The organism is Sphingomonas sp. OV641 (genome assembly GCF_900109205.1).
Lineage (GTDB): Bacteria > Pseudomonadota > Alphaproteobacteria > Sphingomonadales > Sphingomonadaceae > Sphingomonas.
On the sequence record NZ_FNZB01000001.1, the window covers coordinates 337,463 to 358,713 of the forward strand.

17 protein-coding genes are annotated in these 21,251 nt (G+C 62.9%); 7 read left to right on the top strand and 10 right to left on the bottom strand.

The genetic code is table 11. The features are described 5' to 3' along the window. Nucleotides 1–81: 81 nt before the first annotated feature. Together BMX36_RS21900 and BMX36_RS01565 are read right to left on the bottom strand one after the other, a co-directional pair. Complete coding sequence (locus BMX36_RS21900; RefSeq protein ID WP_218142119.1) at nucleotides 82–879, bottom strand: response regulator transcription factor; 798 nt, start codon at nucleotides 877–879, stop codon at nucleotides 82–84. Further along, on the bottom strand, nucleotides 872–3,085 hold the full coding sequence (locus tag BMX36_RS01565) for a GumC family protein (protein ID WP_093063442.1): 2,214 nt from the start codon (nucleotides 3,083–3,085) through the stop codon (nucleotides 872–874). Before BMX36_RS01565 ends, BMX36_RS21900 begins: the two co-directional genes overlap by 8 nt. Before the next feature lie 196 nt (nucleotides 3,086–3,281). On the opposite strand from BMX36_RS01565, the gene BMX36_RS01570 reads away from it, so the two are divergent. Further along, nucleotides 3,282–4,637 (top strand): lipopolysaccharide biosynthesis protein, encoded by a 1,356-nt coding sequence (locus tag BMX36_RS01570; protein WP_093063443.1) that lies wholly within the window; start codon nucleotides 3,282–3,284, stop codon nucleotides 4,635–4,637. On the opposite strand, the gene BMX36_RS01575 is transcribed toward BMX36_RS01570, so the two are convergent. The 8 genes from BMX36_RS01575 to BMX36_RS01610 all read right to left on the bottom strand — a co-directional run bounded on the left by BMX36_RS01575 (nucleotide 4,549) and on the right by BMX36_RS01610 (nucleotide 12,881). Beyond that, nucleotides 4,549–5,316, bottom strand: coding sequence for a LuxR C-terminal-related transcriptional regulator (locus tag BMX36_RS01575; RefSeq protein WP_082746176.1), 768 nt, complete (start codon nucleotides 5,314–5,316; stop codon nucleotides 4,549–4,551). The two genes, BMX36_RS01570 and BMX36_RS01575, sit on opposite strands and share 89 nt — an antisense overlap. Nucleotides 5,317–5,619: 303 nt before the next feature. Beyond that, nucleotides 5,620–6,693, bottom strand: coding sequence for a glycosyltransferase (locus tag BMX36_RS01580; RefSeq protein ID WP_177178989.1), 1,074 nt, complete (start codon nucleotides 6,691–6,693; stop codon nucleotides 5,620–5,622). Beyond that, complete coding sequence (locus tag BMX36_RS01585; protein WP_093063445.1) at nucleotides 6,693–7,385, bottom strand: HAD family hydrolase; 693 nt, start codon at nucleotides 7,383–7,385, stop codon at nucleotides 6,693–6,695. The genes BMX36_RS01580 and BMX36_RS01585 overlap by 1 nt, the downstream gene beginning before the upstream one ends. Further along, entirely contained in the window at nucleotides 7,376–8,362 is a 987-nt protein-coding gene (locus tag BMX36_RS01590) for an ATP-grasp domain-containing protein (RefSeq protein ID WP_093063446.1), read from the bottom strand. The genes BMX36_RS01585 and BMX36_RS01590 overlap by 10 nt, the downstream gene beginning before the upstream one ends. Continuing rightward, nucleotides 8,359–9,039 (bottom strand): PIG-L deacetylase family protein, encoded by a 681-nt coding sequence (locus BMX36_RS01595; RefSeq protein ID WP_093063447.1) that lies wholly within the window; start codon nucleotides 9,037–9,039, stop codon nucleotides 8,359–8,361. Before BMX36_RS01595 ends, BMX36_RS01590 begins: the two co-directional genes overlap by 4 nt. Next, the gene (locus tag BMX36_RS01600; RefSeq protein WP_256210741.1) at nucleotides 9,036–9,764 is read right to left on the bottom strand and encodes a methionyl-tRNA formyltransferase; all 729 of its coding nucleotides are present in this window, start codon (nucleotides 9,762–9,764) and stop codon (nucleotides 9,036–9,038) included. Before BMX36_RS01600 ends, BMX36_RS01595 begins: the two co-directional genes overlap by 4 nt. A gap of 151 nt (nucleotides 9,765–9,915) precedes the next feature. Beyond that, complete coding sequence (locus tag BMX36_RS21995; protein ID WP_093063449.1) at nucleotides 9,916–11,658, bottom strand: sugar transferase; 1,743 nt, start codon at nucleotides 11,656–11,658, stop codon at nucleotides 9,916–9,918. Next, entirely contained in the window at nucleotides 11,655–12,881 is a 1,227-nt protein-coding gene (locus tag BMX36_RS01610) for a glycosyltransferase (RefSeq protein ID WP_143058490.1), read from the bottom strand. The genes BMX36_RS21995 and BMX36_RS01610 overlap by 4 nt, the downstream gene beginning before the upstream one ends. Nucleotides 12,882–13,299: 418 nt before the next feature. Between BMX36_RS01610 and BMX36_RS01615 the strand changes: the two genes are divergently transcribed. From BMX36_RS01615 to BMX36_RS01640, 6 genes are all read left to right on the top strand, one after another. Next, complete coding sequence (locus tag BMX36_RS01615; RefSeq protein ID WP_066778767.1) at nucleotides 13,300–15,294, top strand: polysaccharide biosynthesis protein; 1,995 nt, start codon at nucleotides 13,300–13,302, stop codon at nucleotides 15,292–15,294. Then, a complete protein-coding gene (locus tag BMX36_RS01620; protein WP_093063451.1) occupies nucleotides 15,294–16,565 on the top strand; it encodes a DegT/DnrJ/EryC1/StrS family aminotransferase in 1,272 nt (423 codons plus the stop codon). The genes BMX36_RS01615 and BMX36_RS01620 overlap by 1 nt, the downstream gene beginning before the upstream one ends. 125 nt (nucleotides 16,566–16,690) lie before the next feature. After that, a complete protein-coding gene (locus BMX36_RS01625; RefSeq protein WP_177178990.1) occupies nucleotides 16,691–17,995 on the top strand; it encodes an O-antigen ligase family protein in 1,305 nt (434 codons plus the stop codon). Nucleotides 17,996–18,047: 52 nt separating this feature from the next. Then, nucleotides 18,048–18,605, top strand: a complete 558-nt coding sequence (locus BMX36_RS01630; protein WP_093063452.1) for a polysaccharide biosynthesis/export family protein — start codon at nucleotides 18,048–18,050, stop codon at nucleotides 18,603–18,605. Continuing rightward, nucleotides 18,596–19,855 (top strand): outer membrane beta-barrel protein, encoded by a 1,260-nt coding sequence (locus BMX36_RS01635; RefSeq protein WP_093063453.1) that lies wholly within the window; start codon nucleotides 18,596–18,598, stop codon nucleotides 19,853–19,855. The genes BMX36_RS01630 and BMX36_RS01635 overlap by 10 nt, the downstream gene beginning before the upstream one ends. Then, complete coding sequence (locus BMX36_RS01640) at nucleotides 19,842–21,218, top strand: pectate lyase family protein (protein ID WP_256210614.1); 1,377 nt, start codon at nucleotides 19,842–19,844, stop codon at nucleotides 21,216–21,218. The genes BMX36_RS01635 and BMX36_RS01640 overlap by 14 nt, the downstream gene beginning before the upstream one ends. Nucleotides 21,219–21,251 lie beyond the last annotated feature (33 nt).

Below are 21,251 nucleotides of genomic sequence, written 5' to 3' on the forward strand. Positions count from 1 at the left end.
CTTTAGTCGATTGCGCGGCGACCAGATCTCGTTCCGGTCGCCACCACGCCGTTCGACTGGTGCCCCGCTGCCTGATAAAGCTTAGCTGTCCGAGAAGTCCGTTCCGGCGAGCTTCGCCACGATCTGGGTGCGATTCCTCACCTTCAGCCGGCGCATCAGCTCCTGAACATGCGCCTTGATCGCGCGCTCGCTGATGCCGAGGCGCGCGCCGATGGCGCGGTTGGTCATTCCCAGGCGAAGACCATCCAGCACGTGCTTCTGCCGCGCGGTCAGGCTTCCGGCGATTTCGGCACCGTACATGGCAGAGCCCAGCCGGGGCTCCTGGACCGACTGTGTGAGCCGGGGATATACCGTCCACCCCAGCCCCACGAGACGCAGCGCCTCCGCCGCGATGTTCAAGGGCGTGTCGCTCGGCAAATAGCCGAAGATGCCCGCCCTGATCGCGTCATCCAGGTGAACATCGTCACTGACGCTGGTCATGATCGCGATCCGGCCGGCGGGCTGAAGGCTGGTCAGTTGGCTCCGGATGCTTGCAAGCGTGCCTTCATCAAAGGGATCGGCCGCCAGGTTGATCAGCACCGCATCAATCGGAGGGTCCTGATCCGATCGAAGAAGCACGTCTTCGGGGCTGGGCGCACTTGCCACCATGCCGATGAGCGAATGAGCATCGAAAGCTGCAACGAGGCAGTCTCTGGTGAAGGTCCTGCGATCGATTACCAGCAGATTGGTGGCGATGCTTGCTGCCGGCGTTGTTTGTTCATCGCCGCCCAGCGAGAGGCGGACGGCTAAGCTATCTCCAACCTGCGGGATGCCATCAGTAGGACCATGGTCGGTCGACACTGCGCTTTGCTGGTCGTCCGGCGACAATTGATCAGGCACTCTCGGACCAGCCAAGACGCTGGCGCCAGCCCTGTAGCTCGCCCTTGTGATAGGGCGAGTTGCGCGGGAAGTGCTGGATCGCGTCGCCATATGAGAGACGAGCATGTTTGGCGAAGTGAACGCGATTGAAGATGATGCCGCTGATCGGCGCATCAAATGCGCTGGTGGTCGCCTGAAGTAGCTCGGGTGTCGTGTGTCCCCACCGAAGGATCAGGATGGTGGCGTCCGCATAAGCGGCGAGCAGCTCGGCGTCACCTACGGCGAGGATCGGCGGCGAGTTGATGATGACGAGGTCGAAATCCTCGCGCAGCCGGGAGAACAGCGTCGCCATTCGTGGTGAATTGAGCGTGTGTCCCGGATCTTCCGCCGCAGCCCGGACGGGCACTGCCTTCAGCCCGGCAAGGGAGGGGGATTCCACAAGGATCTCGTCCAGTTCTGCCCGGCCCTCGAGATAACCGACCAGATCCTTCTCGCACAGTGAACCATCGAACACGTCCGGCAGGCCAGGGCGCCGCAGATCCAGATCGACCATTACTGCCGTTCGTCCGCTGGCGACCGCTGCCGCAGCAAGGCTGATCGCCATGGTCGTCTTGCCATCGCCCGGGAGGGGAGAGGTGATCTGCATAACCTTGCCATTCTGGGACGCGAGATAGCGCCTGAGTTTGAGCTCGGATCGCCGGATTGCTTCTGCGAAGAGCGTGAAAGGCTCCTTTGCCACGCGCAGGTGCGCCTGCACCTGCTTGTGGCCCTGGATTTCCGGCACCATGCCGAAGGTCGGCAGGTTGACCAGCCGCTGTACCTCGCCCGCGTTCCTGACCTGATCCTGTAGCGCTTCCGCCACCAGCATTGCGATCATGCCGAGAATGAAGCTGGCACCAACGGCGACGCCGGCGATCTGCCCAGCACGCGGAAAGCTAGGCTGGGTCGGCAGCAGCGCGGCGGATGCGATCGAGGCATCCGGGCGGACCGAATCGCGTGCCTGTTCGGCCCGCTGGAGGCGCTGGGAGAGGGAGAGATAAAGGGCGCGGGTCGTTTCAGCGCGGCGTTCCAGATCGGCGAGCGCCACGGAAGCGATGCCGCGCTGCAGGGACTGGCCGCGCATCGCCCCCAGGCTTCCCGCCAGCATGCTGGCCCGGGCACCTTGGGCGCTCGCCTCGTCCATCATCTGACGTTCCATGCGCGCATTTTCGGTCGCGATCGCATTGTCGACCTCGGCGAGTTCGGCAGCGGCCTTCTTCACGTCGGGATGCTCGCGCCCGTACAAGGTCGAGAGCTCCGCGCGGCGCCGCGTGATGGTCGATTGCTGTCCGCGAAGATCAGCGAGGAGCGGGGACATTGCACTCTGACCACTGGCGCGCTGCCGCGCTTCGGCCAAGCCTGCGCCCGATGCTGCCAGTTCCGAGGCAAGGCGCGCCATCTGCGCGACGTCAGCATCCCGGCCCGGACCTGCATCGATGCGGTGATCACGGCGATAGGCGGCGATCGCCATTTCATCGCCCAGCAACTCGGACCGAGAGCGCTGCGCCAGTTCCTGAAGCTGCTTCACCGCCCGGGTGCGGCCCGCGCGACGCTCAGTCACCTGCAGGCGGACGTAATTGCCGGCGATCTTGTTGGCGATCTTGGCCGCTTTGGCAGGGCTGCGCGAGGAAACGGTAACGTTGATGAAATCCGACTGACCGTCCTGGGCGACTTTCACGGCAGACAGAAGCCGATCGGTCGTACGCTCCACCAGCTGTGGCGATGGGGTTCTTTGGGCAGGGGCCGGCGAACCCTCCTGCGTGGCGTCGGCAGCGACATTTGCGCGTGCTTTCTTGCGCTTGGTCGGATCCGCATTCGGGTTGAATTCCGGATCATCGTAGAGCGCCAGATCGCGCACGGTCTGGCGGGCCACCATGCGAGAGCCAAGGAGCTGGATCTGTGTTTCGATCTGGTGAGTGCGCAGTTGCTCCGCCTCGCGGATCGACGCCGGGTTGTCGTCGCTGTCAGGTCGGAAGTCGTCAATCACAACCCGCATGACGGTGGTCGCGTCGTAGCGGGGTTCCGCGAGCAGATAGAAAGCGAGAGCGCCCCCCATCACGACGGATGCGATCAGCAGCAGCAGGCGGGCGTGGCGCCGGAGCATCCTGATCGCATCGCGTGCCGATAGGTAGGTCGGCGCGGAAGGCGTGAACGCGCCGACTCCTATCGCTGCGCTCTGCACATTCATGTTCCACTCTCCCCAGCTCAACGTCGTCGACGCTACGCTGCCTGCGCGGCAGCGGTACGTGGCAGGGGAGTAATCAGGGGAAGCATGCGGGCGAGCGCGGGCGCAGATTGTCTGCACATTGGTCGAAAGAGCTATCCCCGATGGTGTAGCCCGGGTGAAGCATGGGAATGTGGTCCACCAGCCCTAGAAATGAGGAATGGATTTGCCTCATGAAGAAGCGAAAGAGCTGAAGAAGGAGCGCTCCCTTCGCGGCAGGCTCGTTCGCAATCTGTCACATCTGGTGGCCGGCAAAGCTGCCTCCACCGGCATCGGCCTCATCACACTCGCCCTGACGGCCCGCCTGCTCGGACCCACATCTTTCGGGATCGTCGCGCTGATCGAAAGCTATTGCCGGCTTGTCGATCAGGTTCTTCGCCTGGAGACGTGGCAGGCGGTCCTGCGATATGGCACGGGCGCGGTGATTGGTGGCGATCGCGGCAAGCTGGCCTCGTTGATCAAGCTGGGCATCCTTGTCGATGTCGCAGGAGCATTGCTGGTCACCACCGTGGCATTGGCGGCCGCGCCGCTTGCGAGTGCGTTCTTCGGCTGGACCGATGAGGCGCGAACCCTGGCGCAGATCTACGCTCTGTCATTGTTGTTCGGTGTTTCCTCGACGCCGGTCGGCATACTCCGGCTGTTCGGCCGCTTCGCGCAGGCGGCATGGATCGATCCCGTTCTGGCAGTGCTGCGCCTGGCCGGGATCCTTGTCATCACCATCGCCGACGGCGGTCTGGCGGAGGTGGTCGGACTGTTGATCAGCCTGGTGATCGCGGAGCGGCTCATCACTACAACGCTTGCCTGGCGGACGCTTCGTACGGAAGGGATCGCTGGCGTGACCGGCGCGAGCCTTGGCGGCTGGCGCCACGCCTTTCCGGGCATCGCTTCCTTTATCTGGTCTGCCAATGCATCCGTCCTGTTGCGGAAGGCCACGCAGGAACTGGACACCCTGGCCGTGGGATTGTTCCTAGGCTCAGCCAACGCCGGACTTTACCAGTTCGCGCGCCGGATTATGCAGGCCGTGTCCAAGAGCGCTCAGATGTTGCAGCAGGTTGTCACACCAGATCTGGCGCGCTTGTGGGCGCAATCAGCTTGGGTGCGCTTCATGCGTGTCGTCAGGCGGATCGAAATGGCGACGATCGGTGCGGCGATGGCAGCGATCGTCATCCTGGCGGTCGCCGGGCCACAGATCATCTTGGCGGCGGGAGGACCGGCATTCGCCGCAGCCTATTCCCCGCTTGTTGCCTACGCCGTAGCGATCGCCCTCTTCCTTGCGGGGACGACCATGAGAAGTGCGCTCATGGTCAGCGGCCATCAACATGCTGTGCTTCAGTCAGCGATGGCCGCCACCGTGATTTACCTGATTATCCTCGTGCCGAGCATCAAGATCTTTGGCGTGACCGGCGCGAGTATTGCCCAGATTGGCTTCAGTGCGGTTGCGCTTGGAGTAACGTATCGCTCGTTTCGAGCGCTGGTCGCGCGAAGCCAGGCAGAACCTCCGCCTTGTCGAGCGTGACACCCCGGCTCACTGCCCAGATCGCTGCCTGGGTACGGTTGCTGACGCGCAGCTTGCGAAGGATCGCCTTAATGTGAACCTTCACCGTGGCGTCGGAGATCTGAAGGCGCCGCGAAATGACCTTGTTGGCGTCTCCCTGAATTAGACAGGCGAGGATCTCCAGCTCACGGGAGGAAAGGTTGGCACCGTCCAGTGACCCGTACGATCCGACGGCCGGCTGCAACGAGCGTTCGGTGAAGGCACTGATCGCCTGAGAGGGGAGCAGCCGCTCGCCCATTGCGATGAGGCGGAGCGCACCAGCGAGAGGCTCGCAAGCGATAGCCTTTACGAGAAAACCGTCGATCGCGCCCGAGGCGAAAGCCGTTGCCACGTAATCTGCGCGATATTCATCCATCATGAGAACAATTCGCGTCGTGGCACAGGCATTTCGGATGATCTGGCAGGTCGACAAGCCGCTCTCAAATTCCTGCGCATCAACGATGGTCAGGTTGGGCGACCAGGTCGAAGACCAAGATACTGCGGAAGGCACCGCATTGACCACGTTGAAGCCCTGATCAACAAGAATCCGCTTCAGTCCTTCCCGAATGATCTCGTTCGGGCTGACAATGAATACATCGTTGACTGTTTCCCCCAGTGACATAACTATTCTCCCCCAAAAGTTTGCCAGCATTTCGAACATTTGACGTTCGAAGCAACGAGGCACTCCGTGCGACTATTCAATGTCGCAAGCCAGTATGTGGACTGAGCCTGCATCTACTTCCCTATGAGGAAGGTACAGGATAATTCGAGTTAATGTCTTCGTTGCGAGATCTTGATACTTGAGCAGCGCTATCGCTGCTAGCAGGTAGAAACCCGTATTGACCGGTCCTGGTACCAACAAGGGTTAGAGGGGGTCACCTTCAACTGTTTCACTATTGGACAGTGGCAGTGATCGAAGGGCACTTTGTGCTAGACGGGGGCGTGGCCAGCTACACCTTGGGGATTAGGTGTTCTCGACCAAGCGACACCATTGGCTGACGATCTGTTCGGGAGAGTAGCGTAGCATCTGCTGCGAAGCCGCATCTGCCAGACGCCTCTGCCGAGGGGGATCAAGCGCAAGGCTGTGCATAGCCGCGGCCAGCGCATCCAGGTCTTCCGCGGCGACCAGCACGCCGGTTCTATCGTTCTTGACCATCTCGGCAGCACCGAAGTCACAGTCAAAGGCGACCGCCGGCAGGCCCGCAGCAAGCGCCTCGGCCAAGGCGTTCGGCCATCCTTCGTACCGCGAGGGCAGGACGAAGATCGACGTCTGGTCGAGCCAGCTCCCTGGCACGACGGTGGCACCGGGCATGGAGACGCGATCCTGTAAGCCCAGAAGGGCAAGTTGACGCTCAAGCGCGTGCCGATCCGGGCCGTCGCCAAAGATGGTAAGCCGCCAGTCGGGCAAGCTGGGCGAAATACGCGCAAAGGCGTTCAACAGAATATCGAAGCCCTTTTGCTGGGTAAGGCGACCAACAGCGACAAACGTCTTCGTTTTGGGACGCGGTTCAACGACGCGCGATGTCACGGGATTTGGGATGATGGCGGCGCGGCGGCGACTTGCCCGCGGCAGTGCCTGCCGGCTCCTTTCGCTCATGATCACAATGCGAGCGGCACCAGCGTACAGCAATGAGGTGAGGCGGTTCCAAAGTGGATTTGCCTTCTGACGCAAGGGATTGTTGCGCTCGGAGACGATCGTCGGGCGCCCGAGCCCCCATCCAGCGGCAAGCGCGATGACGTTGATCTTCGTGAGAAAGGCGACGACCGTGTCGAACTGCCGGTCGCGAAGGACTCGGCGGAGCGCAAGGACGCGCCGGGCAGATTGTATGATCCCCCTGATGCCGCCGCCTCTACCAGGCAGCGACAGGCGGGTGCACGTGATTCCAGGGGCGAGAGGGTGATAGATCGGGTCGTCGGGCCGATCAAAGGTGATGATCTCTACCGTCCAGCCTCTTGCTGCCATCCCGGCCGAGACCTCGGCCACCACTCGTTCGGCGCCCCCTGCCTGTAGCGCGGCAAGAACGAAGGCGACGCGCATCAGGGGTGGGCATTCGACAGTTGATCTAGCGCGGCGTCCAGTTCGTTGAGCGTTGAGATGTTGAGTTCCGCGGCATGAGCGGCATCCGGCGGCGTTCGCGGGTGAACGGCATCCGGCCGGTCGATCTGGATCGTGCGCCATCCAAGCGCCTTTGGCGCCAGGAAATCCTTTGCCGGATTGTCCGCGACATAGACCATGGCTGTTGGCTCGGCGCCGTGCCGCTCCATGACCATCTCGAACGCGCGGCAGTGAGGTTTGCTGAAGCCCTCTCCGAGTTCCCCCGTTGCGATGATCGGATCGAAGCCGAAGCGAGCGAGATCCAGCGCTTCGATCTTGTTTCGCTGGGCCGAGGCAAAGCCATCGGTGATGAGCGCGATCCGGCGATCGCCCTTGCCTTCGAGAAGGTCAATGGCGTCGTTCAGCAGCGAAATGTCGGGCCGGTGGCTGCGATATACGTCGACCAATTCCTGGATAAGGCACGGCGACGGCGTTAGGCCGAGTTTCAGCAGAGCCGTGTCAAACAGGTTTCGCCGGTGCCCTTCGTCCCAGAGACCCGTGACCACGTCAGTAAAATTTGCGACACCGATCCGATCGGTGACGAACGCGCCGACCGAGACCATGCCGCTCCTGACATAGTCGCGCTCCAGGTAGAGCGTATCGTCAAGATCCAGGACGATAGACGTTATGCGCATGGCATGCTGAAGACGGCTGCATCATAGCGCAGCATCGTCATCCCCTCGACCCAGTCATCGGCCGCCTCGGAAGGGAAATGTGCAGCTTCGGCCAGCAGCCATTTCGCGAACGTCGCGCCGGCCTTGTCTGCAAGTGGGTAGCCGCCGCCGAAGCGCGCATTGATCTCGAATACGCCCACGTCGCCGTCAGCGCTCATGATGGCCTGATAGCAGAACGGCCCGGACGGGGCAGGCAAGTGAGAAACGATCAGCTCGGCAATGTCGCGAAAGGCCGGAACGCGCTCCGTAATCCCTTTTTCGACTTCACCGGCTCTCACGCCGATACGGCGGTGCGGGACGACGGTTCGCAACACGCCATGATTGTCGACAAAAGCGTTCACCGTCCATTCGTCGCCGATCAGCTGTTGCTGAACGATCATCGGTTCCGACCAAGTTGATGGCAAATTCTGTCGCGTGGCGGCTATGCTGATGCCGCGGCTTGCGCTGCCATATGCCGGCTTGACGACCGCCGGCCAGATCATCTCGGCTCCATCTCTGACCGCTTCGATGCCGTGCGTGAGGGGTACGGGGACGCCGATCGCGGCCAGCCAACGGGCGGTGTCCAGCTTGTTCGCCGACAGCGCGATCAGGTCCGGATCTACCACGACGCGCGTGCCGAGCTCCTCGAAACGAGCAATTGCACCGGCATATAGCGGCAGTTCCGGATCGATCGTCGGAACAAGTAGCGAAACGCCATATTGTGAGCACAGAGCCGCGGTCTCATCTATGAAGCGCGGGTCGCTGGCGGCAGGGACGGCAGCGGCATGGTCCGCGATGCGGCAGGCGGCGCTCCAGGCAGGGTTCATATCGGTCGCGATCACCGTGAGCTCGATGCCGAGTTCCCGCGCGCCTGATCGGAAAGCTTCCAACAGGCCAACACGCCGACCGGCCGAGCTGAGCAGCATCGTTAGATGCGTTGGCGTTTCCGACTGGGTCATCGGATTTCCCTCACCACGCAAAAGGCCTCCGCGGCCCTGCGGTAAACTGTTGCCCCGCGGAGCGTCGCCAGCGCCCGGATCGCCTCCGGCGATCGCTCATCCGGGAAGGGCCGGACCTGGGACCCGAACTCCAGAAACGCCTCAATCTTGCGGTCGAGATAGTCGCCGATGTCGATGAAGCAGTTTGGCGAGAATTGTGGATCTATCCCGGCAGCGCCCCAATTTGTTTCGGACAGGGTTTCATAGGCCATGAGGCAGATCGGCGCTTCGGCCGATCGCGGTCGTGCCGCGACAAGGCAGGAGCGGAATACCACCTGATGATCCAGGTGCAGGTCTCCTAGAAAGGGGATCAGCATGGTTGCGGGGCGGATCCGACGTACCAGGTCATCGATTGCGGCGTTAACGTCGCCATGCGCCATTTGATCAAGGGCTGCGGCAGGGAGGCCCAACCAATGGGTTTCCGCCACGCCAAGCATCTTGTGGGCACGCGCGGCTTCCGCGCGAACGCCGGCGACCTGCGCCGGATCGAAGCGGGGCGGTTTGCCGGAAGTGACGATCCCGATGTGGACGGAGGCTCCCTCCGCCGCCAAGCGGGCGATGGTGCCGCCGCAGCCGAGCACCTCATCATCGGGGTGCGGCGCGATAACAAGGATCGGACCGGGTAGAGCGTCCGTCACGATGCGGCTCGCAGGTGCGTGTGAAGCGGGGGAATGGTCGCGCCGCTGAAATCCGTAACCCGCAGCGCTTCGCCATCGCCGCAGCAAACGACAAATGTTGTGTCGTCGCGCTGGAGAACCTGGCCAGGCAGAGCGTGATAGCGATCGGCGTCGGCGAACCGCTCGGTGCTCCAGATGGTCAACTGCCCAGTCGAGCCAATCGTGTTCGCGCCCGGGTAGGGGCGGCCGACGGCGCGGACCAGCCGATCAATGTCTCTTGCCGTGCATGTCCAATCGATCCACCCATCGTTCGGCCGGCGTCTGGTGGCCCAGGTCGCAAGGCGGTCGTCCTGAACGAGTTCCGTCGCGGTTCCGGCGGCGAGCGCCGGCAGCAACTCGTCCATCATCGAAGCGAGCGCGGTCATGTGCTTGCCGTAAAGCGACGCGGCGGTTTCGTCGGGCGCCACGTGGAAGAAGCGTTGCGCGAGAATGGGCCCGCTATCCACGCCATCATCGATACGGAACAAGGTCGATCCGGTGATCTTCTCATCCAGAAGGATGGTCCAGGGGATGGTTGCTCGACCGCGAAGCCTCGGCAGTGCTGCCGTATGATAGCCGACCACCCTGTCGCCAAGCGCCTCGCGAAGCGCAGGGCCACACAGCTGGGACCAGCCAATCACAAAGGTGATATCCGGCGCGACGGCTTTTACTTGCGCGATGAACTCCGAAGAATTGCCATCGGTCACGCGGATCAATTGTGCGCCCGCCGCCGCTGCCGCTGGCGCCAGGTCGACGAAATCCGAATGTCTCGACGCGCGTTCTGTGGGTAGCGAAGCAACAGCCGCAAGCGTCCAATCGGAGGCATTTGCGATTGCATCAAGCGCTACTCGGGTACCTTCAACCGCTCCGATTAGTAGCGCCCGCATAAGCCCTCTCTATCATGTCGTTTCGCACGCGCTCCCCGAACATCAATGTTCCGAGGGTGCGCCAGATGATGGTCAGGTCGAGCTTCAATGACCGATTGGCGATATACCAGCGGTCGAGCGCAACCTTCTCTGAGTCGCTGAGCAATGTGTTGCCGTTGATCTGTGCCCACCCGGTCAAGCCTGGGCGGACTTCCCCTCGGATCCGCCCAGCTTCTCCCAGAGATTGTACCGTCGCCGGGAGCAGGGGGCGCGGGCCGACCAGCGCCATGTCGCCCCTGACGATGGCGAGAAGCTGGGGCATTTCGTCCAGCCGGGTGCGGCGGAGGAAGCGGCCGGTGGGCGTAAGTCGATCAGCATCGGGAAGCGGCTGGCCGGTGCGGTCAAATGCCTCGCGCATGGTCCGGAACTTACGGAGGGTGAATGGCTTGCCGTCACGCCCGGCGCGTTGCTGCTTAAAGAATACCGGACTGCCGAGCGACGTGCGAACAGCGGCTCCAACGGCAAGCATCAAGGGAAGGGCGGCGATCAGCGCGGTTCCGGCGACGACCTGATCGAGAGCATGGCGCCAGCGTGACCCGCGGGACTTCCCACGTCCATGAGTCTCGATCGCCTGGACGAGCATGTCGTTCACGCGGTCGACATCGTATACGTTTTCGGCCCGGGTGCGGGCTGCCTCACCCATGCGGTGTGCCAGATCCGGATCATCCTGGAAGCGCAGCATAGCCTGCGCCAGAGCATCCGCGTCGCGCGGCGGAACGAGGATACCGGTCACGCCATCAACAACGGCATTGCGGCAGCCCGGCATGTCGGTGGTAATGACAGCCCGGCCAGTCGCCATCGCCTCCAGGATCGATCGCGGCAAACCCTCGCGATAATAGGTCGGGAGCACGAAGACGGTTGAGTTCTTCAGGAAGGGGCGGACATCGCGGGTTTCGCCGAGATAGTCGACCAATCCCTCCTGTTCCCATCGCGCGATTTCCGCCCTGGTTACTCCCGTCGGGTTTGGATCGAGCGGGCCGATGATCTGAAACGTCGCGGCGGGCCACCGGCTGCTTACCCGTCGCGCGGCGGCAACGAATTCCTCAAGACCCTTGTCGCGCATCAACCGTGCGATCATCACGAAGCGAAATGGCGCTTGAGCAACAGGCTCATGCGGGAAATGCGCGATGTCGACGCCCGAGCCAGGCACCTGCAGGACCGGCTGATGCGACAGGATATGCCGGCTACGCAGTTCGCCTGCGTCGTCGCTGTTGAAGACGAACACGCAGCGTGCGTCGCGCAGGGCCTCCCGAAAGAGAATGGATACGAGCCGCCGAAGCGCACCGCCGCCGCCCGTCTCTCCATCGCTGAAGGCGTGGCCAAGGCCGCTGATCATGGCATAAAAGTCGATGTCTCGGAACAGCCTGGACGCGATGCCGGAATAGATGATCGGCTTTTGCGTGTACGCTAGGACAGCGTCTGGCCGCTCGCGCCCAAACACCGCGATCAGGGCTGTGAGGGTCGCGACATCATAGAGTGGGTTCTTGCCGGTGCGATCCATTCGGATCTTGATGAAGCGGATGTTCCATTCGGCAAGGCGATCGATGATTGCCTGATCTTGATCCGGGGCGCAGGCGACAACTTCATACCCCTCCGCAACCAGCTTGCGCAGGAGCGCGCCGCGAAAGTTGACGAGCGAATAGGCAAGGCTGGCGACGACGACGATCTTTTTCACGGCAGCGCGGCCCGAACTTGTGAGGGGAGTTGATCAGTCGGGCGCGACGCTGCGCGCGAACCGCGCAGGATTGACTGATAGAGCCGGCGATACTGGCGTGTGATCTCGCCGAGCTCGAAATGCTCTTCGATCCGCCGTCTTGCGGCACCGCCTCTCTCCGCCAGCTCCGCTTCGCCGCCGTCGCACATGCGGTTGATGGCTTCGCTCAGGGCTTCCGGGCTTCGAGGCGGGACGGCAAGGCCTGTGTCGCCCAGCACGAAGGCACTGTCGCCGATATCCGTCGCGACGCACGGGACGCCGCAGGCCATGGCCTCCCCCAAGATGTTGGGAAAAGCTTCGCCCCAGGCCGAGGATAGGGCCAGAATGTCGACGCCGGGCAGCCAATCGGCGACGTCGGTTCTTTCCCCCACAAGGGTGAAGCGATGGCGGGGCAGCAGCGCAAGCGCGTCGCGAAGACCAGGGCTGGGGTTGTCCATGCCCGGGCCGACAAGCAACAAGTGTATGTTTCGACCGCTTTCGATCACCCGCCGAGCGGCCTCGACGGCTGACACGTGATCCTTCATTGGATGATGCCTGCCGATGACCGCGACACACGTGCGGCCATCCGGAATGGCGAAGAGCTTCTGCAGCAGCGCGCGCCGTTCCCGGTCGGGTTTGTAGGTCGCGCAGTCAAAGCCGTTGGGGATGACAACGGTGCGCTCGGGGTCGAAGCCGTAGCGTTCGTGCTGTCGGGCAGAGGTTTGCGAGTTGTACAAAATGGCCGATGTCCGGCTCGACAGGCGCGAGCTCAAGGCCAGCAGCGCTCGAGTCTTGCGTGACTCCAGAGCGGGATCAGAAAGCGAATGCCGCACATTCCAGACAATCGCGCCTGGATCGGATCGCACCATGGAAGCGAGAGAGGCCGCCAGATTTCCGTGGTACATCCACCCCTGAAGGATCTCGGGCCGCAACCGATTGGAGATGCGGAACAGTCGCATCAGCGACGGGATCGTCGGCCTGCCCCCGCGCGGCATGTAGAGTGAGTAAACAGGGCACGGCGTCCCCACCGGTGAGAATATTCCAGGCGGCAGCAAAGAAACAATGGCGTGGGACAATGCGTCACGGCGCATGTCCGAATGCTCGATCAGCTTGCGCAACATCGCCTGCGCACCGCCAATGTCCAAGCTGGTGGTAAAATGCGCGATTGAACCCCCGGCGGGTTTCAATGAGTTATCGTGAGTCATCGCAAGCACATTTCCCAAAAGCGGTGAAGCTGTAGTCCGATCACGCTGAAATGAAGGTGGTTCGACAACCAACCGGAACTCAGTCACTCAACTATGATGACCGTGTCATCGCGATCGGACGGCGGTCTTCATTCTTTGAAGCGTAGAGGTACGCGAGAGGCGCGAAAATGCGGCATTTGGATCATCAGCCTTTCGGGGTAATTTTGCGCTTCGGCTGGTCAGTCGTGGGTGGAAGTCACAGCGCCACCCGATTGGATATGGCGATTCGGAGCATCCGAAATCGTCCTTTCGGACCAAAGTATTTCCAAAGGTCGAGTTCTCCGAATGCGTATGCGCTGCCCGTGTAATCTGATGCGCAGGGGCTGTTCGGAGGCGCCACCTGTAGGCTGAGGCATTGAATGCGCAATGAGGTGCCTGGATGCCTACTGACGAGCGACCCGAAGCTCTTCGCCCGCTGGCGCGCTCTTCCGCTATACTGGCCAGCGATCTGCTGGCGGCAGCGATAGCGCTGGTGGGTGCGATCGAACTACGTGTGGGCGAGCCGATCGCATCCGAGATATTGAGCAAGGCGCCTTGGTCGGTGCCGTGCTTCATGCTGGTGGCTGTGGCGACCTTCCGTATGTTCGGCCTGCAGCGCCGCCTCTGGTCCTACTCGTCCATCGCCGATCTCGTCGCGATCATAGAGGCGTCCACGGTGGCGATTGTCGCCTTTGTTGTCGGTCTGGTCGTGACCGGCCAGACGGCCTGGATGCCGCGATCGATCCCGATCATCATGTGGTTTCTGCTGGTGGTTCTGCTCGGCGGACCGCGAATGCTGTGGCGCCTGACGGGAAGCTTCCTTCGCGGCACGGTCAACCCACCGGTGCCCAGCTATAGCGCGGCAGGGTTACCGCGATCGGCGTTGATCATTGGTGCGGGCGACGATGTGGACGCGATGCTGCGTCATCTGGAGGTTCATCCCGAAAGCGGCTTCCGACCCGTTGGGGTTTTAGGAGACCTTGGCATCCATCGCCGCGCCCGGATCCGCGGCGTGCCGATCCTTGGAGGCTATGGCGAGCTGGCCAAGGTTGTTGATCGCCTAGAGTCCGGTGGAAAGCGACCGGAGTGTCTGCTGTTCGCCGGCGATGCCGATCGGCTGCGCGGGGCCGCGATGGTCGGGATCATAGCGAATGCGCAGCAACTCGGGCTGGATGTGGCCTATCCAGTTGGCTTCGCCAAACTGGACGAGCGCCGTCGGTCCGAAATCGATTTCCGCTATTTCGACATCGCCGACCTTCTTGGTCGACCGCAGAAGCAGCTTGACGGGTCCGCCGTCTCCGCAGCGGTGACCGGTCGGCGGGTGATGGTCACGGGTGCCGGCGGCACGATCGGGCGGGAGCTCGTGCGGCAGATCGCGGCGCTGAAGCCGGCCGAGCTGCTGCTGCTGGATGCAAGCGAGCTCGCCCTCTATGAAGTTGACATCGAGATGCGGGAAAACTTTCCCGATCTTCCGCGGCAATCCTTGCTTTGCTCGATCCGGCAGCGGCAACAGGTCATGCGCATCTTCGAGCGCCATCGGCCGGAGCTGGTGTATCACGCGGCCGCGCTCAAACATGTTCCTTTGGTAGAAGCGAACCTTTCCGCGGGCATGCTGACCAATGTTGTCGGCACGCGCAATGTCGCGGATGCCGTCCGCCGCTTCGGGGCGCGGGCGATGGTCCAGGTTTCCACCGACAAGGCCGTGAACCCGGTCGGGTTCATGGGCGTGACGAAGCGCTTGGGAGAGCTTTACTGTCAGGCGCTGGACCTGGCGGGTGCCGGCCGGCCCGATGCGCCCCGGTTCATGACGGTTCGCTTCGGCAATGTTCTGGGCTCCAGCGGATCGCTGATCCCGCTGTTCCAGCGCCAGTTGAGCCGGGGCGGGCCGCTGACGGTTACTCACCCGGACATGTGCCGGTTCTTCATGACGGTGCACGAGGCGGTCCAACTGGTGTTGCACAGTTCCGCGCGCGGGATGGAAGGCGAGCTTGAGCGCGGCAGGATCTACGTCCTCGATATGGGCAGTCCAGTGAAGATTATCGACGTCGCGCATCGCATGATCCGGATGGCGGGCCTTGAGCCCGAGATCGATGTTGCAGTCGAGATCGTCGGTCTTCGGCCGGGAGAGAAGTTGTACGAAGAATTGTTCGACAAGGACGAGCAGCAACTGCCCTCCACCATGCCGGGTGTGTTCGAAGCTGAACCGGACTCTCTTCCGATCAGCTTGCTGACATCTGCCTTCGACGCGATTGAGGCTGCGGCCAGCGCTGGAGATGACACGACATGCGGTCAATTGGCTCGTCAATTACTGGCCGATGATGTCCGTCCGGAGGTGATCGCCGCCAGCCCTGAACAGATACCCGCGATCCGACTGGTAAGCGTGGGGGGACAGTGATGACGATCCAGAGCGCAGTGCTGGCCGAAAGCATTTCGCCAGCTGGAACGATCGCGCTGACGGGCTTCAAACCCGCCGAGGTTCGTCGTGTCGATCAGCCCGCAATCGCAAGTCGCTGGCCGGCGTACGACGCGGACGAGATTGCCAGCGTCGTCGAGGTGCTGCGCTCGGGCAAGGTAAATTCCCTGCATCACGGGGAACAGACCGCTGCCTTCGAGGCCGCGTTCGCCAAGCTTGTCGGCATGCCACATGCGATCGCCGTGGCAAATGGCACGTTGGCGCTGGAACTGGCACTTCATGCGCTCGGCATCGGGCCGGGCGATGAAGTGATCGTTCCGGCCAGATCGTTCATTGCGTCGGCCAGTTGCGTCGCGGCTGTTGGCGCAACGCCGGTCTTTGCCGATGTCGATCCGACAACCCAGGGATTGTCGGTCAGCAGCGTCGAGGAGGCGCTGACGGCGCGGACCCGGGCGATCATCGCGGTCCACCTGGCCGGCTGGCCCTGCGACGTCGAAGGGATCGCCGAACTGGCGGCGGGGCTGGGGCTGAAGCTCATCGAAGATTGCGCGCAGGCGCATGGAGCGACGCTGAACGGCCGGGTAGCCGGATCGTTCGGCGATGCGGCCGCTTTCTCCTTCTGCACGGACAAGATCATGTCGACGGGGGGTGAGGGCGGTCTGCTTGTCCTTCGCGATGAGGCCGTGTGGGCAGCTGCCTGGTCGCGCAAGGATCACGGCAAGTCGCCGGCCTATGCCGCCGTAAAGGGCTCCCCCGGCGTGTTCCGGTGGCTACATGAGCGGCTAGGCACCAATTTCCGGCTGACCGAGATGCAGTCGGCCATCGGATTGCGGCAACTGGCGAAGCTTGATGGGTGGCTGGAGACACGACGATTGAATGCCGCCCGTCTGAATCGGGCGCTGGCGCCTCTGCCGGGCGTGCGGTTGACGGTGCCGTCGGAGGACGTGCGGCACGCCTATTACAAATATTATGCGTTCCTTCGTTCCGACCGGCTGCGGCCAGGTTGTTCGCGGGATGATGTGCTGTCGCGTTTGCTGGCGGCGGGCGTGCCGGCCGGAAGCGGGATCTGTCCAGAAATCTACAACGAACGTGCGTTCGACGGTAGCTTGTCCGTGCCGTCCCGAAGACTGCCGGTGTGCCAGCTGCTCGGTGAGACGAGCCTGATGTTCCCGGTCGATCCGACGCTCGGCGGTGAGCAGATCGAGGACATGGCCGTCCGCACTGCAGCCGTGATCGCAGAGATGACGCGCTGAACAAGATCGGGGTAGCCGACCATGAAGCCTGACTTCATCATCAATGGCGGGCACAGTTCTGGTCCGACCGTCGAGCCGCCAACGGTCGTGCCGACCGCTGATGTCCTTCCAGGATGGCTCGCGGCATGAAGGGGGAAGCGGCACCAGGATGGCAGTACCAGCGCTTCGTGATCACGATGCGCGGAACGGGAGACGGGCTCCTCCTGGCCGCGATCTTTTTCGCCGCCTACATCACCTGGCGACCCGTTCCGGACATTCTCTTTACCGCCAGCGACACCCTGTTCCTGACGGCCCTGCTGTTCAGATTGGCGGGAGGCGCGCTCAACGCCCAGCCGATGCAATCGCTGACCATCCCCTGGCTGTTCGGGCTTTTCCTCCTGCTCTCCGGGCTGCTGCTGGGCAGCGTCGTCAACGACACGCCGATGCGGTGGATGATCGTCTCACTGCAATATGCCACGGCCTATGCGGTGCTGCCGCTGGTGTGCATCGATGCCGATCGTGAGATCATGCATCGTCGCTGCATCGCTCTGGTGCTTGGCGTCGTGGCCATGGAGGGCTTCGGCGCGTTCGTCTATTTCTACACCGGCGGATCACGCGATGCCACGATGAGCCTGGCCCATGAATTCATCACCGGCGCGCATCGGCTCGGCGCCTTCATGGCGGACGCGAACTGGAATGCCGCGCTGATCGCGATGACGGTTCCGTTTGTGCTCTATCTGGGACGATTGGGGCGGATGTCGCCGCCGCTCGTCACGATCTTTCTTGCGGTGTTGATCACCGGGCTGCTGCTGTCTGGTTCGTTCACCGGCTTCACCGCAACATCAGCCGCCACCGCGACGTTCTGGGTGCTGGCGGGAGGCAAGCGCAACTGGCGGCCAATCGCTGCACTGGCGCTGCTGGGGATCGCCATCTTCCTGATCGGTGCCCCTGTGCCCGCGGTTTTCCAGGCCCGGGTAGGCGGCGCGCTCGAAAGCGGCGACATCGCGCAGGCGGGGACGTTCGTTGGCCGGTGGGAGCTGATGAAGGAAGCCTGGCTGATCGTCGATTCGCATCCGCTGATCGGCCTGGGAGTGGATCGCTATCGCGAGGTTTCCGAGAGCAAGGCGCCTGTTCACAACCTGTATCTGCTGCTGTGGGCGGAAGGTGGCCTGCCCGCGTTGCTCGGCTGGTTGATGATGATCATGGTGCCGATTGCCGCGGCGCTGCATCGCTGGAGGGACGATCGCGCCGCCTCGGCGCTCGTCATGGCGGTGGCGCTTCCGTTCATCGCCTTCTCCATGGCATCACCGCATATGTACGCCCGGAACTGGGCGGTGCCGCTCATCCTCGCCACAGGAGTCGCGCTTGCTCACAGGCGCCCCGAAGGCGTTACCCCTAACAGATTACTTCCTGCGAAACGCAAGGTGTCCGAATGGCCAGCTAGGGCCTGAATAGAAATGGCTTAGCATCGGCGCAGCATCTTCCAAATCTGGAGACTCTGTCATGCGCATGCTCGCCGCGTCGTTAGCACTTAGCTTGCCTGTGATATTCTCAGCTTGCTCGAACGGGGTTTCCCATCTTTCCACCATCGATGCGCCGGCCCAGAACAGTTATCGACTTGGGCCGGGCGACGAGTTGCGACTTGCGGTGTTCGGCTTCGACCAAATGGCGAATGTCTACACCGTGGCCGACAATGGTGACATCTCGCTTCCTTTGCTTGGTGCAATCAAAGCTGACCAACGCACGCCTGCCGAGCTGGAGTCGGCCATCAGCAGTCAGTTGCTCAGTCGTGAGCTTGCCACCAAGCCAAGCGTCAGTGTGCAGATAGTCAAATATCGCCCGATCTACATTCTGGGCGAGGTGCAGAAGCCGGGCCAATATCCCTATGTGCCGGGAATGACGGTGACCACGGCGGTCGCGATCGCCGGCGGCTACACATTTCGCGCCAGCACCAAGATGGCAGCGGTGACGCGCAGTGGCACCGATGTCGAACGCCGCGCCGATGCGGTGACCAAGATCATGCCCGGCGATACGATCCGGGTGCCGGAGGCATGGTTCTGATCATGGGATCAGTTCGGAAGCGCGGCACCGCTCGCCTCACTCTCGTCATAGCCGCCGTCGCCGCTACGCTGCCGACGACACCCGGCAGCGCACAGACGACGCGGCGCGGTGGTTCGCCAGCCAATCTGCCGCGGCCCGGATTTGAACCGATCGTTCACCATGTGGGGCCGGCGGAGATGCTGATCTCGGTCGATGGGTCGGCAATCTACGATACGAACGTCTATGCCACGTCGCGCAACGGCCAGGACGACGGTATCTTCGTCCTGCGGCCCTCGGTGGAAATGACGCTGCAGGACGCCGGCCTGTCTGCCCACGGCGTGGCGTATGCCGAAGCGCGCCAGCATATCAGCGTGACGCGCGAGGACGCTTTCCTGTTTGGACTGATGCTGGATGGCGCGGCGCGGTTTTCGGCGCAACACGGGCTGGATGCAGCGTTTAAGTTCGATCGGGCAGTGCAGCCTCGATCGGATCCGGAGGCGCGTGCACCGACGACGGTACCGCCGCGCAAGATCAACACGGTGTCAGCCGAGCTTGGCTATACCGCGCGCGCGGGCGATGTCTCGTTCCGCCTGTCCCCCGGTGCGGACCGGATCGACTTCCTCGATCCGGCGGAGCGGGACCGTGACCTGCGTGTGTATCGCGGCACGGTTCGCGCCACGTGGCAACCGGCCGCGCCGGTGGCCTTCTTCCTGCAGGGCTTCGTCACCCGCCGGGATGCGGATCTCCGCCGGGATTTCGGTGGCGTCGATCGTGATGTGACAACCTATGGCGCGCTGTTGGGCGCGAGTCGCGAAGTTAACGCGCGCATCCGCGGGAGCATGGGCGTCGGCGTGTTTCGATCAGAGCCAGACGATCCGCTGCTGAAGCCCTACACCGGCTTTGCGCTGGATGGCCAGGTCACATGGACGCCGCGCGCCCGCACGCAGATAACCTTTGCCGCCTTCCGGGGCGACGTGGCGACGGTTCGCGTCGGTGCTTCGGGGCGGACGGATACTAGGCTGTCCGCGTCGATCGAGCAGGAAGCCCGCCACAATCTGCTGCTGTCCGGTGAAGTGGGGTGGCGCCGATCGGTGTTTCGCGGCGCGGGTGACAAGCAGGACATCGTGCAAGGGCGGGTGGGCGTGGAATATCTTGCGACCCGCAGGTTCTCGCTCTTCGCAGACGCGACGCTTTCCGATCGCGCGGCGACCATCCCGCTGGATGAATTTTCCCGCGGCCTCGTTCAGGTCGGCATCCGTGCGCGCCTTTAATCGTGCGGCGAAGCGCGCCTGTGCGGCTTTGCTGCTGACGACGTCGCTGTCCAGTTGCGAAGCCCAGCCGGGGAAGACATCGGCAAAGGCCACCCTTCAGCCGCTGTCCTCGGGCGCTCCCGTGGCGTTTCCCGGCGCGGAAGGGTTCGGGCGAGCCGCGAAGGGCGGGCGCGGGGGCAGGATCATGTTCGTCACGACGCTTGCCGATGCGGGCCCGGGTTCGCTGCGGGCGTGCATCGAGGCGTCGGAGCCAAGGGTGTGTGTTTTCCGCGTGTCCGGCCTGATCCGCTATACGACGCTACGCCCCATCATCCGCCATCCGTTCATCACCATCGCCGGCGAAACCGCGCCCGGCGAAGGGATCATCATTGCTCATGCGGGTGGCAAGGGCGCGACGACACCCTTTGTGATCAAGAGCAGTCACGATGTCGTGGTGCGCCATATCCGCGTTCGCAACGACCGCGATGGAGAGCAACGGGCATCGGACAGCGCGTTTATCATCGAAAGCAGCAGGGACGTCATTCTGGATCACGTCAGCGCCAGTTGGGCGCGCGATGAGAATATCGGAGGCTATGCGCAGAATGACCGCCTGACGATTTCCTGGTCGATCTTCGCGCGCGGCACCCCGCGGCACGACAAATGCGCGCTTCTGGCCAGTGATCCCAAGGGGCCGCAGCAAGTAAGCTTTCTCCACAACCTGTGCGCGCACAACGGGGACCGCAATCCTGACGTGAACTTTCCTCCCGGCAGTTGTGTCGAGGTGGTGAATAACGTCCTCTACAATGCCGGGCTGCAGTTCACGGAAGTCTGGGAAAGCTATGGCGGTACCCCGGTGAACATCGTCGGCAACTATTATCGCAAAGGACCGAGCACGTCCGATGTCTCCTATGTGCTTGATCGGCCACGGGTGGGATCGAAGGGGGAGGCGCGAATCTTTTTCGAAGGCAATGAGGTGGACGGTGGCGGCATGGTCGTGGCGCCGGTGGCCAAGGAGGCGCGGGTGCCGACGCCGGTCTGCCCGCTGACGATTTCAGCGCGGCCGGCGCGCGATAGCTATGCCGAAGTGCTGGAGCGGGCCGGTGCCTTGCCGCGCGACGCCGTTGATCGTCAGGTCATCTATGAGGTTCGGACTCGCACCGGACGGATTGGCTTGCCCGACCGAACGCTTCCGAAGCTGGCGCCCGGCACTCCTTACCCGGATGCCGATCGGGACGGCATGTCAGACACATGGGAGCGGGCGAATGGGCTGGACCCGGCCCGGAATGACGCGTGGGAAGACCGGGACGGGGACGGATGGGCCAATCTGGAGGCGTTTCTCGACTACGCGCACAAGGCGCGCTTGGCGAGTAAGCAGATCGATTGAGCGTCGGTTCGCGGCGCCTTGGAGAGCGCCGGG